We start from the raw sequence: 17373 nt of genomic DNA on the forward strand, positions 1-17373 counted from the left end.
CGATGCGATCGATCGGCTAGTTGTTCGCTCGCTGTGGCATGGAGGACTTGAACTCCTGCTTGAGAGCTTCTGTGTGCGAGCCAAGGGCTGGGACGGCACGGAAAGCCGGCGCCTTGTCACCATTGAATATCGCGGCAGGCGCAATCATTTCCACCTCGCCGCCGGGGGTGGCGACGCCAACCCGTCTCAAGTGCGGATGTTGGGAAACGTCGGCGACTTGGTTGAGCCTTCCATAGGCCATTCCAGCCGCTTCAAGTTCTTTCATCGCTACATCGCTCGTCAATTCTGCGAAGCGGGCATTGATGATGGAGTCCAACTGGGCACGGTTGCCGAGACGCTCCATATTATCGGCAAAGCCGGCGCGTCGGGTCAGTTCCGGCTGATGGAGGAATTTCGCGCAGAAATTCACCCATTCGCGATCGTTCTGAACAGAAAAAATGACGTCCTTCCCGTCGGCGCAGCGATATGCGCCATAGGGCGCGAGCGACGGATGGTTCACACCGGCGCGAGCCGTATGATATTCGCTGTAGTCGTGCTGCAGAACAGGAACATTCATCCAGTCGGCGATCGCATCGAAAAGCGAAACCTGTATGCTTGCACCCTCACCCGTACGCTCTCGCTGGAATAGCGCCTGAAGGATCGCGTTAAGCGCAGTCATACCGGCCGAGATGTCACACACTGAGACACCAACGCGAGCCGGGCCGTGCGACGTCCCGGTTATGGCGCATAGACCGGTCTCCGCCTGGACGATCAGATCATAGGCCTTCAAATGGGAAAGCGCTCCGCCTTCGCCGAAGCCGGATATGTCGCAGGTGATCAGCCGGGGAAAGCGCTTTCGCAATTCGGCCGACCCGAAACCAAGTTTTCCGATGCTGCCAGGCTTGAGATTCTGGACGAAGACGTCCGCCTCGGCAATCATAGAGTCGAGGATGGCGCGATCTTCATCGGCGGTAAGATCGAGGCAGATCGATTCCTTGCCCCGATTGAGCCATACAAAGTATGCGCTCTGCTCACGCACGAGTTTGTCGTAATTGCGGGCAAAGTCCCCTTCCGGGCGCTCGATCTTGATGACGCGTGCGCCTGCATCGGCCAGTCGCGACGACGCATAGGGAGCGGCCACGGCCTGCTCGACTGCGACAACGGTGATTCCTTCCAATGCCTTCGTCATGCGGATACCGCCTCGATCTTCGTTTCGGAACTACGGGAGCGCCGGTAATCCAGAACGGAGAACAGACGGCTCTGCTCATTCCCGACGATGGAAATGCCTTCATCTACGCCCATGCCGGGCTTCGCCAGCATCATGTCCGCCTGCGTGGCTACGGCAACGTTCACCGCCGCTCTGGCGGACAGATCGGTTTCAGCGCAGCTTCCGCCCACATAGGCGCCGACGCCGTTCTGCTTGCAGACGAGAACAGCTCGCGCTGTGTCCGCAATGGATCCGACGTCGGGCATCTTGATCTGCACGAGATGGGCGGCCTTTGCGTTCGCGAAGAGCTTGATGTCTTCCAGCGTGTTGCATCGCTCGTCGACGACAATCCGCGCATTCGTGCCGCGCGCGTCGAGCAGCGAGATGATCTTCGCGTACTCGTCAAGCTGGGCGGCCGTCGAGCCGAAGTCGGCTGGGCATTCGATATTCAGCCGGAAGCCGGGCACATCATCGGCTACGCGGGAAATGAAGTCGGCGATTTTCTCGGCATCCAATCCGATTTCGAGACCGATCCATCCATAGACGTCGAAATGGAGGACCGGGTGGTAGCCAGGTTCGCCGATCTCAGTCGTTCGTTTTGCGACCCAGCGCACGAACTCGCGGAACGTTTCACCAGACGGGCCGAACTTTTCACGCGAATTGAAGAGACCGTGGGGGAGAACGTCGACAGATTTCAGAATCATCTTGTCGACGTTGATCTCCCTCGCATCACCGCTCTGGGCAAAGATCGGGACACGCTTCTCCGGCAGCGGAAGCGAAAACTCACTGCAAACCACTTCGGCAAGCGTCGTGCGCGCGATGTGGGCGGCGGCACGCAAAAGTGCTTGACTCACGCCGTATTCGATCGCGAGCGGAAGTCGCTTTCCACCGTGGTAGGCTAGCACCTCGTCGCACGCGGGAAGGAACCTCGAAGCGTCCGCGGCGAGGAGCCGCGGAATGATCACGGATCGCACGAGCGTCTCGATCACCTCGATCTGAAACAGCGGATCCCGTCCGGCAGCGCCGGAGTACTGCACGCTCATCATGTCGCCCCAGACAATCGTGTCGTCGTCCAATACTAGGCCGATGCTCAACGAGCGCGACGGCATCCGGATTGTCTTGAAGCCCGGTGTGACCGGCTGACCGACGTAGCAGAAGCCGTCATGCCCCACGCCTGCGCGAATTGCAGCCTGATCGTCATAGAAGAAACTGCCGTTGCCGGGGGCTAGAATTACATCTCTAATTTTAGGGGAAGTTCCCATCGTTGATCGCTCGTTCTGGAATGGTTGGTGAACGGAGTGCGATAGACTTCAATGTAATCTTGTCCGCCGCCTTCCTCGCCAAGCTGAAAGAGTGCCAGCTCTCGCCGCCAATATGGCCGTCGGGCCGCGAAACAATCCAATACATTTTCTACTTTCCAGCCATCTGGTTTCGAGATAGTATGTGTAAATACGTTGAAAACACAATGATTTCCGGAAATCGCCCGCCGATGGCGATGTGAAAGGGCGCTCCCCGTTGGATCTAAGGCAGCTGAAGTATTTTGTGGGAGTCGTGGAGGCAGGTAGTTTCACGAAAGCTGCCGCGCATTTGAATGTTGCACAGAGCGCGATCAGTCTCCATGTGCGCCAAATGGAGAGGCATTTGGGACGCAGCTCATGGTCCGCGACCGTAGCGGGATAACGCTGACCTCGGCAGGAGAAAAACTCCTGAAGCATGCTCGGACCATACTCCATCAAGTTCAACTCGCAGAGGAAGAGCTCACCAGCAAAGCAAAATCACCTTCTGGCGAGGTGACGATCGGCATTCCGTCCGGTGCTGCAAAGGTGATGGTGGCGGACCTTCTCGCCTGGGCGAAAGAGCAACTGCCGAAGGTGTCCCTGAAGATTGTCGAAGGCATGAGTGGGCCGATCGAGGAAGCGATGGCTGCCGGCCGCTTCAATCTCGCGATCCTTTATAGAACTGTAGAGAATGCAAACTCAGCAACCGTGCTTGCAAGAGAGGAATTCTGCCTGGTAGCTCCTCCGAATGAGCCACCGTTCGGCGATACCATTCGCCTGTCAGAGTTACACGAGTTTCCGTTGGCAGTACCGATGCGCGTCAACAACGTCCGTCGTTCGGTCGCAGATGTCGTTGCCCAGCACGGCTGCACACTCGACGTAAAATTTGAGGTCGATTCCCTATCGACGATCATCAATATGGTGATGGACGGAAAAGCTTACTCAATTCTCACGCCATCGGGCGTCCAACGCGAGGCATCCCTTGGTCAAGTGAGAACGCTTCGGATCGTCGATCCTGTCATCACGCGCTCCGTAGTTCTCGCGGTCAACCCGAGGGATGAACGCTCGGTAGAAGTAGCAGCCGTGCGGGCGTTGGTCCCCAAAGTGGTCCAAAAGCTCACGCATGACGGCAAATGGCCCGCAATGTTACCGGAGGACCTGCCGGCCCCGATCTGAGATCGGGACCGGCTCATCGAGATCACTGCCGGACGCGCATGCCGGCCTTTTCGTCAAACTTCAGAATCTTGTCGAACTTCTGAAGCGGCGCTTCAGCAACTTCGCCGATCGTGACCCCATACTGCCAGTCCGGCGGGCAGATCGCGATATAGCGCGCGTATCCACCCAGTCCGCCGCCGAACTTCGGAAAACCGATCGCCACAAGCGCGCCGGTCTCAGGAACCTTATCGAGATTTGCGACACCTTCGGCCTGAGCAAAACCGTTGTGCATCAACCAGTGCTCACCTTCGAGCGTCGGGGTCGCATCGGTGTCGAGCGGCTCATGGCCATGGAAAAGGATTTTCCGTTCGTTGTGGAGAAACTTCAACGCCTCCAAGCCAACGCCAGGGAAAGGCTTCTTCTTTGCTAGCGCTGGATCAGGCCATTCCTTCGACCATCCTGAACGTACGAAGACCACCGAACCTTCGGGTATCTTTCCGTGCTTCTTTTCGAATTCCTCAACGTCGGCCACCTGCAGGGAATAGCCGAAGTCTTTCTTCACCTTGTCTTCGATGTTGATGACGACTAGCGGCCGTATGGTATAGGTCGCCGGAATTTCGTCGATAGCGGCATATTCGGGAGCCCAATGCGCCGGAGGATCAAGCTGCGTACCGAGTTGGTCCGTGCGAAGCACATAGCTGGTCGCTTCGAAGCCATGTTTCTCGAAGGTAAAAACATCCCCCTTCTTTACATATCCCTCGATGTCAACGCCTGCGGATGCCGGCAAGAAGGTAGGACCACCGAAGCCTATCCATACCGGAATGTTGGGCGTGATAGTGTGCGTGAGATCGACGTATTTCGCGGTCTTAAAAGTCTCGTTGTAGGCCTTCCAGAGCCCTGGCTCATCGGCCAGGGCAAAATTTCCAACTGTCGTAGCGCACATCGCCGCGCCGAGCGTCATAAACAGATACTTCCTCATTTTCATATTATTCCCCTTTGTTTTGCACCATTGCACCGATTAACTCCGTGGGAGGCAGAAGACGCGGCTCGCGGTCTCTCCCGATGAGAAAGCACTCTCCCAGGCCCGCTCCTTTCGAAGTTTCTCTTCCGCACCGTCGATCAAATCCACGACCTCTTCGGGTGAAAGAACGACGACGCCGTCGTCATCACCCAAGACCAAATCGCCGGGCGAAACAATTTTTCCGCCGATTCCGACGGGAATGTTGACGGCACCCCGCTCGCCGGACCGTGGGCCGAGTGGGGCTACTGAACGGGCATAGACCGAAAAGTCATCCCACTGGGTTAAGCGGCCGACGTCACGTACGGCGCCATCGCAGACGAGACCTGTGGCACCATTTTTGCGCGCGTAACCGCCGAGAATGTCACCGATCATTGCCGTTTCCCGGTGACCATTGGCGGCAATCACCAGCACACTTTGAAATTGAAGGAGATCCATGCTATGCAGCACGGCTCCAAAGTCCGGCGGCTCGCATCGCGCCGTCACGGCAAAACCAAAGAGCCGGGGCTGGGAGCCAGCCGGTCTGATCGGACGAATTGAAGGATCGACCTGTTTTCCATGCTGGAGATCAGCGACCACAGATGTCGGAACCTGCCGCCATCGATCCAGCAAATCACCGTCGTGCATTCGCTGGACGTAGGTCTGTATTTGCACCGACATGCCTAGCTCCATGCGCCCCACGAACGGACGCTTCCTTCTGAAGTAACCGTATTGTTTCGCGACAATGCAGCTCAAAAAGCGCAGCGACAAATATAGAAAATATCGGGGCACCATCTCGAAATTAGATGGTTCTTCTCCCGTCTTGCATTGCGACGCGCTCGGGCATCGCCATGTCCATTTCATGAAAAAGCGTGCCGAACGGTGGAAGCAGCGCCCTTCCACGCCGGATAACATTCCGAGCTAAAGCGCCTCTAAACGCGCAATAAAATCTCAAATAATCGGGAACTAATGGATGCTCCAATGTATAGAGGTCGAAAAGGCCTTCGGAAACTTCCGTGCAATCAACAAGTGCACCTTCTCTATTGAGAAGGGGACGATCACCGGACTTATCGGTCCGAACGGCGCCGGCAAAACGACGATGTTCAATCTCATCGCCGGCGCCTTTCCTCCAAGCAACGGAAAAATTCTGTTCAAAGGCGAAGACGTCACGCGTCTTTCCTCAGACAGGCGGTTTCATCGTGGCTTGGTGCGGACCTTCCAGATCCCGCACGAATTTCAGCACCTTACCGTCTTGGAGAACCTGATGATGGTTCCTCCCGGTCAACCGGGTGAGAGCCTCCTCACCAATTGGTTCGTGCCCGGGAAGGTGCGCGCGGTTGAAAAGGCGACGCTAGCCAAGGCGTGGGAAGTACTCGAGTTCTTAGAGCTTACGCATGTGGGCCGTGAACGTGCCGGTCGTCTTTCCGGCGGCCAGAAGAAGCTCCTCGAGCTGGGAAGGACAATGATGACGCACTCGGAGCTCGTGTTGCTCGACGAGCCGGCCGCGGGTGTGAATCGTACGTTGCTTCGCAAGCTCGAGGAGAAAATCCAGTACCTCAATCGCGAGCGCGGTTTCACATTCATCCTGATCGAGCATGACATGGAGATGATCGAAAAGCTCTGTGATCCGGTGATCTGTATGGCCGAAGGCAGCGTTCTGATCGAAGGCGGGTTTCATGACGTTCGCTCCGATACTCGCGTCCTCGAAGCCTACCTCGGCGAAGCGCAAGGACAAGCAGCATGACCGCGCTCCTAACAATGACCAAATTGCGGGCAGGCTACGGAGAGACCGACATCCTTTCCAACGTCTCTCTCAATGTCGACAGAGGCGAGATCGTCGCGATTGTCGGTCCGAACGGCGCTGGAAAATCCACGGCGATGAAAACGATCTTCGGTCTGCTCCACATTAGGGCAGGCTCGGTTGTGATCGCCGGAACGGACATCACCGGCTGGGCACCGAACCGAATCGTGCAGGCTGGAATCAGCTACGTGCCCCAAGTCGACAATATCTTCCGGGATATGACGGTCCACGAAAACCTTGAAATGGGAGCTTTCCTGCGGAAGGGCGACTTCTCAGCGGCTTGTGACCGTGTGTACGGCCTTTTTCCAGACCTTAAAGGGAAGCGGCAGACCGCAGCAGGAAGTCTTTCAGGCGGGCAGCGCCAGATGGTCGCAATGGGCCGAGCGCTTATGCTCGACCCGAAAGTCCTTCTCCTTGACGAGCCGACGGCGGGGCTTTCGCCGAAGTACATGGAGCAGATTTTCACAATCTGCCGCGATGTTCGCGACGCCGGCGTTGCAATTCTGCTCGTCGAGCAACATGCGAAGCAAGCTCTCGCGTTCTCCGACCGCGCCTACGTGCTTGCGGCCGGGGCAAATCGTCACCATGGCACTGGGGGCGAGCTTCTCGCAGACAGAGCTGTCGCTGAAATGTTCTTGGGCGGATAGGCGGCTCCAATGGATCTTCTGAACTTCATCAATTTTTACCTCGTGCCAGGAGTTGTTCTCGGCTCGGTTTACGCACTGTCGGCTGTGGGAATCACGCTGGTCTTCTCGATCATGCGCCATGCGCATTTTGCGCATGGTGACCTAGCGACCGTTGGCGCGTTTGTAGCGCTCGCTGTCGTCGCCGGGCTGGGTTTATCGCCCTATATCGGGCTGGTTGTCGCGATTGCCTTCTCCACAATCCTCGCCGTGGGAGTGGACAAGCTCTTCTACGAGCATTTGCGTGATCGTCCCAAGATACTCACGACGATCGCATCGCTCGGCGTCGCCTTGATGATGCGCTCCCTCGTCCAGGTGTTCTGGGGTGTTGAAACGACTACCTACACGCCCGGTATTTCTCGGCCGGAAACATGGCTCGGTGTTCGGGTGAAGACGCCGGAGCTTCTCGCAGTTCTTGCGCTCGTTTTTATCATAGTCGCGCTCATGTTCTTCCTTCAGCGGACGAAGTGGGGCAAGGCGATGAGGGCGATGTCGGACAACCGCGACCTAGCTCTCCTGTCCGGCGTGGATAACCGCCTCGTCATCGTCCTAACCTGGTCCATCGTCGGGGCTCTGTGCGCAGCTTCTGGCTTCTTCCTCGGCATAACCACCGAACTGAAGCCGATGATGGGCTTTAACATCCTCCTTCCGGCTTTTGCAGCCGCGATCCTCGGTGGGGTCGGGCGCATCGAAGGCGCCGTCATTGGCGGCTTGCTCGTCGGAGTTATCGAGGAGATGTCGGTGATGGTTATTCCTAGCGAATACAAGGCGCTGAGCTCATTCGCCATCATTCTCCTTGTACTGCTCGTTCGTCCGACCGGGCTGTTCAAAGGCAAGATTTTGTAGGAGCCGAACATGGATCTTGGTTTTCTGAATTACGTCGTCTACCTCGCCACGTTCATCTGCATCTACGGCTGCCTCGCAGTTGGCCTGAACGTGCAATGGGGATACGCTGGTCTTTTCAACGCTGGAGTGGCTGGATTTTTTGCGGTCGGCGCCTATACGTCCGCAATCCTGACATCGCCGTATGTCGAAAACCGGCTGGGCGGCTTCTCGCTGCCTGAGTATGTCGGGGTGATCGGTGCGATGGCGGTTTCGGCGTTGATCGCCTTGCCTATCGGCAAGCTGTGCCTGCGCTTCCGCGGCGACTACCTTGCGATCGTCACCCTCGGAATTGCCGAGCTTATCCGGCTCGTCGCTCGCTCGGAGGATTGGCTGACTGGCTCGTCCCGTGGCGTCACCGACGTCCCCCGCCCCTTCGGTGATTTGCCATACACGCAATCCCAGCTCGCCTATCTCGGGCTTTGCGCTGCTGTCCTTTTAGCCGTTTACCTTCTGGTGGAGAAACAATCGAAGGCTCCTTGGGGCCGGATGATGCGAGCGATCCGGGACAACGAAATATCGGCGACTGCGATGGGCAAAGACATACCGTTTCGTCGCCTTCAGGCATTCGTGCTGGGTGCAGCCCTTATGGGTCTGGGCGGTGCCCTCTATGCGCATCTTAATCGGGCGATCACGCCTGAGGCTGTGGACCCCATGATGGCAACGTTCCTGATCTGGATCATGGTCATCCTTGGGGGCTCAGGAAACAACCGAGGCGTACTTCTCGGCGTCGTTATCGTCTGGGTCATCTGGTCGGCTTCTGAAATCCTGACCGACCAACTTCCAACGGCTCTCGCACTCAAGGCGAAGTACGGCCGCATTTTCCTCATCGGTCTGCTGCTGCAGCTCGTATTGCGCTTCAGATCGGAAGGCATTCTTCCCGAGCCGGTCTCTAAGTTTAAGGAAAACGGCAGAGAGGGGGTGCCCGCCGCCAAGATAACTTGACGAGAAATCAGCAACAAAAAAACCCGTCCGGGGAACAATTAAACGGAGTGAACAATGAAGAAATCGGTTGCTTTACTTGGAATGCTGCTCGGCGCGACGGCGCTTGCTGGACCTGCCACCGCCGCAGATGTGAAAATCGGCATCGTCGGCGACATCACCGGTGCGATTGCCGCAATGGCGCCGGAAGTCATGAAGTCTTACGACTTTGCAATCAAGCAGGTGAACGACCAGGGCGGCTTGCTGTCGGGTGACAAGCTTGTCGGCGTGGTTGGTGATAGCGGCTGCAATCCGCAACTTGGTGCGGATGCTGTTAACAAGGCAGTGAATGTCTCCGGAGCTATCGCGGTTGTGGGACCGTGGTGCTCTGGCGCGGTCATCGCGGCTTCGAACTCTGTGACCATTCCTGCTGGAATCGTCCTCATCACTCCGGGCGGTACGTCGCCTGCGATCAGCACGCTCAAAGACAACGACACGGTTTTCAGGACGGTACCTTCGGACGAGTATCAGGGGCAGGCTCTTGCCCGCACCGTAATCGCGCGCGGCACGAAGACCGTTGCCGTCTCCTTCCTGAACAACGACTACGGCAAGGGCCTTGCTGAAGCATTCAAAACCGAGTTTGAGAAGAACGGCGGCACGATCGCCAGCTATGCGGCGCACGAGGAAGGTAAGCCCTCCTACCGCTCTGACCTCGCAGAGCTTGCCAAAGGCGGAGCCGACACCCTCGTTCTCTTTGACTATGGCGACGGCGCCGGCCTTACGATCCTCCGCGAGTCACTGGAGAATGACTTCTTCCAGAAGTACTATGGCGGCGAAGCCATGAAGACCCCGGCAGCAATTAAGGGCGTCGGTGCTGAGAATCTCACGGAAGCTCGCGCCTCCGCGCCGGTTGCGGTGAAGTCGGATGCGGCCGAGATCTTCAACAAGGCGTTTAAGGAGTCCGGCGGCGACCCGAATGCAGTCTTCACCAACACAGCCTACGATGCTGTCTTCATGGTCGCTCTCGCGATCGAAAAGGCCGGCGGCGACAAGTCGAAGCTTCCCCAGGCGCTGCGCGAAATCTCCAGCGGAAGTGGTGAGCCCATCCTTCCCGGCGAGTGGAAGAAGGCAAAGGAATTGATCGCTGCGGGGAAGGCGATCGATTATAAGGGAGCGTCCGGCGATCTCGACTTTGACAAGAATGGTGACGTCCCCGGCGACTATTCACTCTTCAAGGTGGAAGGCAACGACTGGGTGGCTGAAGAGTCGATGAAGTAACAATGCCCACCTGACATCCGAACGGCGCGACCTTGTCGCGCCGTTTTTTTGGCAGTTGACCCATCTCGTTTCGAGATGGGTTCGGGATAGTTTCTGTATTTGCGATTGACCAAGAAGTGCGAAAGACTTGGAACCAAGAGCAGAAAAGCAGCACCTCTCGGCCAACGCCGTGGATTCAACGACGAGACCCATGTTTCGGACGGGAGCGAAGCTGTGTCTTGAGTTTGGGAACGAACGGGCGCGGCCGCGAGAGCAGGAAAGCAATAGAGCAGGCGAAACCTGAACATTGCGGCTCTCCCTTACGCCGACCCCAATTCTGAGAGGGGCGAGAAATGTCAACTTCGAGATCAACAATCGATTTCGATCGACATAGTGGAAGGCTGCGAACCACCCCGGCAAATTGCACTGGCCGGCAGAGGATCCGCAGGTCGGTCGGTCGCCATGTCTTCCGGATGGCGAATCTTGGCGCGGAAGCTGAAGCGCCGAATCTCGAACGCGGTGAACTGACAATTGTACTCACGATATTCGACTGCCCAGCGGGAACAGAATGTCTGGGCGACGCCATGCACGGAAGCTTCACCGTGTTTCCTCCGAACGTGGAGAGCCCGTGGGACGTGCCTGTCGGACATCAGAGCCTTGCTGTGATGATGCCAATCTCGACCATTCTAGAAGCCCTTTACGCGGAAAGCGTTAGGGCGGTAGAAAATGCCCTTTGGCTTTTGGCCGAGCGCGCCTTTTCGGACACCTTTTTAGAAATTCTCTTCCGTCGACTTTGGGATTGCTTGGAGACCGATGGTATCGCGGAGCGTAACTTTGCCGATGGTGTGTTGATCTCCATATTGTCCCACCTCCTTCTAAAGACAGGCGGAAGCAACGTGCCCACACCGACCGTTATGCCACTCTGGCGCCTGCGCAAGGTCGAAGAATACGTTGACAGCCGGCTGGGAGAGACGATCGATCTGGATGAGCTTGCTGCTATTGCAGGTGTAGGCAGAAGACATTTTGGCCGCAGTTTCAGACAGCAGACGGGCGAGACACCTCACCGATGGATTATGCTGCGAAGGACTCAGCGGGCAAAGGAAATGATCGACGATACCGACACTCCTCTATGCGAAGTCGCCCTGATGTGCGGCTTTGCCAGTCAGAGCCACTTAACGATCGCCTTTAAGAAGCTGCTGGGAACGACTCCAAACCGTCGAAGGCAGAACGCGAGGGCTCTGAACGACACCACCGAAATGCTGCTGTTACCTCGTGCGGGTTGAGGCGATCGGCTTGATCGCCTCTATTCGTCTCAGCGCGAGTAAAACAGTCCTGCGTGTAAAAGACCCTCTGCGCGGCGAATGACCGGCGCATCCACCATTTTTCCGTCCAGCCCAACCGCGCCGGTGCCACTGGCACGTGCGGCCTCGGCGGCGTCCACGACCCGCCGTGCGTAGTCGAGTTCGGCTGGAGAAGGTGCAAATCCCTCATTTGCTATCTCAACCTGCGCTGGATGAATGCACAAGGTGCCCTTCAGCCCCGCGGCGCTTGAACGGCTGACGAAGCTCCGGAATCTGTCGGCATCTCGGAATTCGGAGATCGATCCGATTAGCCCCAATGGCCGAATTCCCATGAGCGCCGCTGCAACGATCAGGCGATACTTGATTGCTGTGACCGTTTCGGATGCTGGATCGCAGCCAAGATCTGCGGCGAGATCCTCGTCACCGCAAACGATAGCGACCACGCGTGGTGTGGACGAAATTTCGTTCAGCCGAGCCACTGCATCAGCGGTTTCGACCAGTGGCACGATTTGCGTATGGCCGATCGGAAGACCTATTGCGGCTTCGCGATGCTCGATCACCTCGGTCAGCAGCGCAAGATGCTCCGCGCTTCCTGCCTTTGCAACAACAATGGCTGTGACGGACTCGCAGACGGCCGCCTCGATGTCGCGCACGGCCAAATCTAAGGGGCGATTGACCCGCACGAGAATGTCACGCCCCTTTTTCTTGAGACCTTTTGCAACTTCGAATACCGCATCCCGTGCTTCAGCTTTGTTCTCCGGCAAGACAGCGTCTTCGAGGTCCAGGATAATGGCGTCCGCAGTCGAGGTGCGCGCCTTCTCTGCGAAGCGCGGGTTGTTTGCAGGGACAAAGAGGAGGGATCGCCAGTAAGCGCGCTGTAGATGAGTGTTCGTCATAAATCGACCGAGTCCATAGAGGTTCAAAGGATCGTGGAATTGTCCATGCGGTTTGAAAGCGGTCAAATATGTTTTGTCGCAGTTACCCATCTTCCCTCAAGATGGAAGTCGAGTTTATCTGATCAATCTGGAAACGAGATGGAAAACCACAATAAACGGTATTTGACCGGCTGGGCGTAAGCGGTGAAATTCCATCGACGGCGCTGTGATCGCCCATGTCCCTGGCAGGCGGGTGAACGAACTATTGCGTTCGAGATCAAGCGTCCACAACCGTACAAAACTCGCGGAGCAAGGCATGTCCGAACGCAAAGAATATCGACTTTACATCAACGGCACTTGGCGCTCAGGAGGCGACGGTGAAGAGCTCGGGCTTATCAATCCCGCAACCGAGCAAGAATTCTCGCGTGTCGCCGTAGCGACTGCTGCCGACCTCGACGAAGCCCTTTCATCCGCTCAAGGCAGCCTGAAGGCATGGGCAAGCACTCCCGCGCGAGACCGCGGCGCCCTTTTGGTGAAGGCAGCTCGAATCCTCGAGACAAGGGTCGATGCGGCCGCTGCAGCGCTCTCCAAAGAACAGGGCAAGACCTTGGCCGAGGCAAAGGGGGAGTATGCGCGCGCGGTCGAAACGCTCGAATGGAACGGCAATCACGCCGAAGAACTTTCCGCTTCTGTTCCGATGGGCGAGAAGCGTATAATCGCCCCTGAGGCGATCGGTGTCGTCGCGGCGTTCACCCCCTGGAACTATCCCGCCGTCCTGAACGCTCGCAAACTCGCGGCGCCGCTTGCAGCCGGGTGTCCGGTGATCCTCAAGGGTGCGGAAGAGACGCCGAGTGCCGGGGTCTTCATCGTGGAGGCGTTGGTGGAAGCCGGAATTCCGGTTGGCGTGGTCAGCCTAGTTTTCGGACATCCTCCGATGATCTCGGAGCACCTTCTGGGCTCGCCAGTCGTTCGTGCACTGACCTTCACCGGCTCAACGCCAGTCGGAAAGCAGCTCGCCAAGATCGCAGCAACGAACCTGCAGCGCTGCGTCCTAGAGCTTGGCGGGCATTCTCCGGTCGTCGTTTTTGAGGACGCGGATATCGCCAAGGCTGTTGCGGCGATCTCGGAATACAAGTTCGAATGTGCAGGCCAGAGCTGCAACGCACCGAGCCGCATCCTTGTCGCCAATAGGATCTACGACACATTCCTCTCGCAGCTCGTCGAGGCAGTTAAGAAGATTCGCATCGGCGCGCCGGACGACCCGCAGACTGAAATGGGTCCCATGGCCAACCCGCGTCGCATCGAAGCAATGGAGCGCCTTACGAAGGATGCGGTCGGTCTGGGCGCAAAAGTAGAAACCGGCGGAGAGAAGCTCAACAGGCCTGGCTTCTATTGGCCACCGACGATCCTCAGCAATGTCCACCCGGATTCAAAGGTGCTGCGCGAAGAGCCGTTCGGCCCGATCCTTACGGTCGCGCCGTTCGATACCATCGAGGAGGCCATCGAAGAAGCGAACGCGACCGAATATGGGCTTGCTTCCTATTTCTTCAGCAACTCGCCTGAGGTGCAAAGGCGCATGATCAGGGGCCTCTCGGCCGGCGCGGTGAGCGTCAACTACCTCAAGGGCGTTTCGGCCGATGCACCGAACGCAGGCATAGATCAAAGTGGCTATGGGTATGAGGGCGGGGTGGAGGGTCTGCGGACTTTCCAAAACCTCAAGCTGGTAAACACTGCCGCGCCCATCAACATCGGTTAGGCGGACGAACGGCTCACCTAATCCCAAACACTGGAGCTATCGCTTTGCTGGACGAGATTCGAATTCTGTCACCGACTGCAATTCTGGGCTACGGTTTCCCTGAGGCGTCGTTCCAGGAGGGCTTACGCCGCGACCCGCACGTCGTTGCAGTCGATGCCGGCTCGAGTGATCCGGGACCGTACTATCTTGGCGCCGGTGTTTCCTTCACGGACCGCAGTGCGGTCAAGCGCGACCTCCAAATCATCCTGCGGGCTGCTATCGCCCGCGGGATTCCAACGATCATTGGTTCAGCAGGCGGAGCTGGAGCACGCCCCCATCTAGACTGGACGGCCGACATCATTCGCGAAATTGCCAACGAGGACGGCCTCAGTCTGCGGTTCGCAACCATCGACTCGGAGATCGAGAAGGAAGATGTCGCGGCAGCTCTCAAAGAAGCGCGCATTTCATCTTGCGGCGGCTCTCCGGAACTTCTCGAGGACGACATTAGATCTTGCACGCATATCGTTGCGCAGCTTGGCCTCGAACCGATTGTACGTGCGCTTCGCATGAATGCTAATGTTATCCTCGCTGGGCGTGCTTACGACCCGACGGTGTTTGCCGCTTTCCCGGTGATGCACGGTTTCGATCTCGGACTTTCGCTCCACCTCGGAAAGATTCTCGAATGCGCGGCAATTGCCTGCACGCCAGGTAGCGGCAGCGACTGCATGTTTGGGACATTGCGTCGGGACCATTTCGAGTTGGAGCCTCTCAACTCCCGGCGAAGGTGTACGATTGCATCAGTTGCCGCTCACTCGCTCTACGAAAAGAGCGATCCATATCACCTGCCTGGTCCAGGTGGCATCCTAGACCTGACGTCAGCACGTTTCGAGCAGATCAGCGAGCGTAGTGTCCGCGTGTTCGGAAGCAAGCATATCGATACGGCCTATGCGGTTAAACTCGAAGGCTCGCGTCGTGTCGGGCATCGATATGTTTCTGTGGCCGGTGTGCGCGATCCGGTCTTCATCTCCCAGGCAGATACGATCATCGACGCAGTACGCGATCGTGTTACCGACAACTTTCCCGGTGTCACCCCTGACGAATACACCCTTCTGTTTCGCATCTACGGTCGTGATGGTGTTCTCGGACCGATTGAGCCGCTACGCGACGTGGTGCCGCACGAGGTCGGCATAGTCATCGAGGCGGTTGCGGAAACCGCAAACCTCGCGAAGTCGATTTGCGGCTTCGCACGATCCACGATGTTGCATCTGGGTTATCCTGATCGCACTTCAACCGCTGGCAACCTTGCTTTCCCTTACTCTCCATCTGACTTCGATGCCGGTGAGGTCTTCGTGTTCAGCATCTATCATCTCATGCAGATCGACGATCCTACGGCGCTCTTTTCGACCGTGATCGAAGATATCGGTAACGGAAAAGGAGTACGCAAATGAGCGCGAGCCTTATAGATATCGCTACCGTCGTGAGAAGCAAAAACTCTGGTCCCTTCGAGATGACGCTCGACATCATCTTTAATTCGCCTGAAATTTATAATGAAGTGAAGTTGTCCCAAGCTATCGATTCCGGCCTGATTTCGCGGCTCTACGGCGTTTCGGAAGCGGATCGTATCAAGATCATTGCATTCGATCCTGCTTCGGCCATCAAAATTACCTTCCCGCGGCGAATAGCGTCGGGAAACATAGGTGACACAGATATCTATGGGGCACAGCAGCACGCGCCCCTATTGTCATTACAAATCGAAGGGGTGTCCTTCATTGGATAGCGAACGAACGGTCGTCAGCGGCGACGACATCATCCAAAGCGTTGCGGACGCCTTACAGTATATTTCTTACTATCACCCGCCCGACTATATTCGGTATCTCGCGGCGGCATACGAGCGTGAGGAGAGCGCTGCGGCGAAGAACGCCATGGCCCAAATCCTCGTTAATTCTCGCATGGCAGCGTTTGGTCATCGACCAATCTGTCAGGACACCGGACTCGTTGTCGCCTTTGTGAAAGTCGGTATGTCCTTACATATCGATAGCGGGCGCAGCCTTACAGAGTTAATCAACGAGGGAGTTCGGAAGGCTTACCTCGATCCGGATAACCCGTTGCGGGCCTCCGTTGTGCTCGATCCTTTGTCGAGTAGAAGGAACACCCAGGATAACACGCCCGCAGTCGTGCATTTGGATCTCGTTCCGGGAAACGAGATCACATTCACTATAGCAGCCAAGGGCGGCGGTTCTGAGAACAAGGCGCGATTCACGACCCTGAATCCGAGCGCGTCGGTGTCGGACTGGGTCGTTGACACGGTGTCGACTTTGGGAAGCGGCTGGTGTCCGCCTGGCCTGATCGCCGTCGGCGTGGGCGGTAGCGCCGAAAAGGCGATGCTCATGGCGAAGGAGGTACTTAACGATCCTATCGACATGTTTGATCTGCTCGCCCGTGGCACCGCAACGCCGGAAGAGGAGCTTCGGGTAGAGCTCTACCACCGGATTAATGCGTTGGGAATTGGGGCTCAAGGTCTTGGTGGGCTTACGACAGTCGTAGATGTGAAGGTTGCGACACACCCCACGCACGCGGCCTCAAAACCAGTCGCGCTTATTCCTCAGTGCGCGGCCAACCGACATGTGAAATTCACTCTGGATGGCAGTGGCCCCGCGATCTTCGTACCTCCTGATCTTAGAGATTGGCCGGACATAGACTATGGAAGCTCGCTGTCCGCGGACGCACGACGGGTCAACTTGGACACCTTGACTAAGGAAGAGACTGCAACGTGGAGAGCCGGAGAGACCCTATTTCTCTCTGGAAAAATGCTGACAGGCCGCGATGCCGCGCACAAGCGTATGGTGGATCTCATCGACGCCGGCCAGCCGCTCCCAGTGGATCTGCGCGGCCGCACCATCTATTATGTTGGGCCTGTTCGTGCAGTGCGTGATGAGATCGTCGGCCCGGCCGGACCAACAACATCCACGCGCATGGATATGTTCACGGAAAAGGTGCTCGACGCGACAGGGCTCTACGTCATGGTCGGGAAAGCAGAGCGCGGGCCAATCGCGATCGATGCGATCGTAAAACATCGCACGCCTTATCTCATAGCTGTCGGTGGTGCCGCCTATCTAATCTCAAAATCGATCAAGTCCGCCCAGGTTGTAGCTTTCGAGGATCTGGGCATGGAAGCAGTATACGAGTTCGAGGTCGAGGATATGCCTGTCACTATGGCTGTCGATGTTACGGGCGAGTCGATTCACAAGAGCGGACCCGCCAGGTGGCGTAGGGCAATCGGAACGACCTAGCTATTCCTTTTCG

15 protein-coding genes and 1 pseudogene are annotated in these 17373 nt (G+C 57.2%); 11 read left to right on the top strand and 5 right to left on the bottom strand.

The window, feature by feature from the left end:
* Positions 1-16: 16 nt before the first annotated feature.
* Together L904_RS07295 and L904_RS07300 are read right to left on the bottom strand one after the other, a co-directional pair.
* Positions 17-1168: a CaiB/BaiF CoA-transferase family protein gene (locus L904_RS07295; protein ID WP_020810010.1), complete on the bottom strand. Its 1152-nt coding sequence runs from the start codon at positions 1166-1168 to the stop codon at positions 17-19.
* Positions 1165-2448, bottom strand: coding sequence for a methylaspartate ammonia-lyase (locus L904_RS07300; protein ID WP_059762485.1), 1284 nt, complete (start codon positions 2446-2448; stop codon positions 1165-1167). Before L904_RS07300 ends, L904_RS07295 begins: the two co-directional genes overlap by 4 nt.
* A gap of 253 nt (positions 2449-2701) precedes the next feature.
* Here L904_RS07300 and L904_RS07310 point away from each other — a divergent pair.
* Positions 2702-3639: pseudogene (locus tag L904_RS07310) on the top strand (LysR family transcriptional regulator).
* Between the two features lie 22 nt (positions 3640-3661).
* Here L904_RS07310 and L904_RS07315 read toward each other — a convergent pair.
* Entirely contained in the window at positions 3662-4579 is a 918-nt protein-coding gene (locus L904_RS07315) for a cyclase family protein (protein WP_020810014.1), read from the bottom strand.
* 57 nt (positions 4580-4636) lie between these two features.
* Complete coding sequence (locus L904_RS07320) at positions 4637-5530, bottom strand: RraA family protein (RefSeq protein ID WP_245285033.1); 894 nt, start codon at positions 5528-5530, stop codon at positions 4637-4639.
* A 58-nt stretch (positions 5531-5588) separates the two neighbouring features.
* Here L904_RS07320 and L904_RS07325 point away from each other — a divergent pair, with 58 nt between their 5' ends.
* The 6 genes from L904_RS07325 (at position 5589) to L904_RS07350 (ending at position 11442) form a co-directional block, all read left to right on the top strand.
* On the top strand, positions 5589-6359 hold the full coding sequence (locus L904_RS07325; protein ID WP_020810016.1) for an ABC transporter ATP-binding protein: 771 nt from the start codon (positions 5589-5591) through the stop codon (positions 6357-6359).
* Positions 6356-7063, top strand: a complete 708-nt coding sequence (locus tag L904_RS07330) for an ABC transporter ATP-binding protein (RefSeq protein ID WP_020810017.1) — start codon at positions 6356-6358, stop codon at positions 7061-7063. The genes L904_RS07325 and L904_RS07330 overlap by 4 nt, the downstream gene beginning before the upstream one ends.
* A 9-nt stretch (positions 7064-7072) precedes the next feature.
* Positions 7073-7945, top strand: coding sequence for a branched-chain amino acid ABC transporter permease (locus L904_RS07335; RefSeq protein ID WP_020810018.1), 873 nt, complete (start codon positions 7073-7075; stop codon positions 7943-7945).
* A 9-nt stretch (positions 7946-7954) separates the two neighbouring features.
* Positions 7955-8926 carry a branched-chain amino acid ABC transporter permease gene (locus L904_RS07340; protein ID WP_020810019.1) on the top strand — a complete coding sequence of 324 codons (972 nt, stop codon included), beginning with the start codon at positions 7955-7957 and terminating at the stop codon, positions 8924-8926.
* 54 nt (positions 8927-8980) lie between these two features.
* The gene (locus L904_RS07345; protein ID WP_031233819.1) at positions 8981-10180 is read left to right on the top strand and encodes an ABC transporter substrate-binding protein; all 1200 of its coding nucleotides are present in this window, start codon (positions 8981-8983) and stop codon (positions 10178-10180) included.
* Positions 10181-10632: 452 nt separating this feature from the next.
* Positions 10633-11442, top strand: coding sequence for a helix-turn-helix domain-containing protein (locus L904_RS07350; RefSeq protein WP_020810021.1), 810 nt, complete (start codon positions 10633-10635; stop codon positions 11440-11442).
* 29 nt (positions 11443-11471) lie between these two features.
* Here L904_RS07350 and L904_RS07355 read toward each other — a convergent pair whose 3' ends face one another.
* On the bottom strand, positions 11472-12446 hold the full coding sequence (locus L904_RS07355; protein WP_020810022.1) for a CoA ester lyase: 975 nt from the start codon (positions 12444-12446) through the stop codon (positions 11472-11474).
* 205 nt (positions 12447-12651) lie between these two features.
* Here L904_RS07355 and L904_RS07360 point away from each other — a divergent pair, with 205 nt between their 5' ends.
* From L904_RS07360 to L904_RS07375, 4 genes are read left to right on the top strand one after another with little or no spacing between them, the layout of a single operon-like run.
* Entirely contained in the window at positions 12652-14091 is a 1440-nt protein-coding gene (locus tag L904_RS07360) for an aldehyde dehydrogenase family protein (RefSeq protein ID WP_020810023.1), read from the top strand.
* 44 nt (positions 14092-14135) lie between these two features.
* Entirely contained in the window at positions 14136-15518 is a 1383-nt protein-coding gene (locus L904_RS07365) for an acyclic terpene utilization AtuA family protein (RefSeq protein ID WP_020810024.1), read from the top strand.
* Entirely contained in the window at positions 15515-15847 is a 333-nt protein-coding gene (locus L904_RS07370) for a DUF4387 domain-containing protein (RefSeq protein WP_020810025.1), read from the top strand. Before L904_RS07365 ends, L904_RS07370 begins: the two co-directional genes overlap by 4 nt.
* Positions 15840-17360 (top strand): fumarate hydratase, encoded by a 1521-nt coding sequence (locus tag L904_RS07375; protein ID WP_020810026.1) that lies wholly within the window; start codon positions 15840-15842, stop codon positions 17358-17360. The genes L904_RS07370 and L904_RS07375 overlap by 8 nt, the downstream gene beginning before the upstream one ends.
* The last annotated feature ends 13 nt before the right edge of the window (positions 17361-17373 follow it).

This window comes from Agrobacterium sp. LY4 (genome assembly GCF_001526585.1).
GTDB lineage: Bacteria > Pseudomonadota > Alphaproteobacteria > Rhizobiales > Rhizobiaceae > Agrobacterium > Agrobacterium leguminum.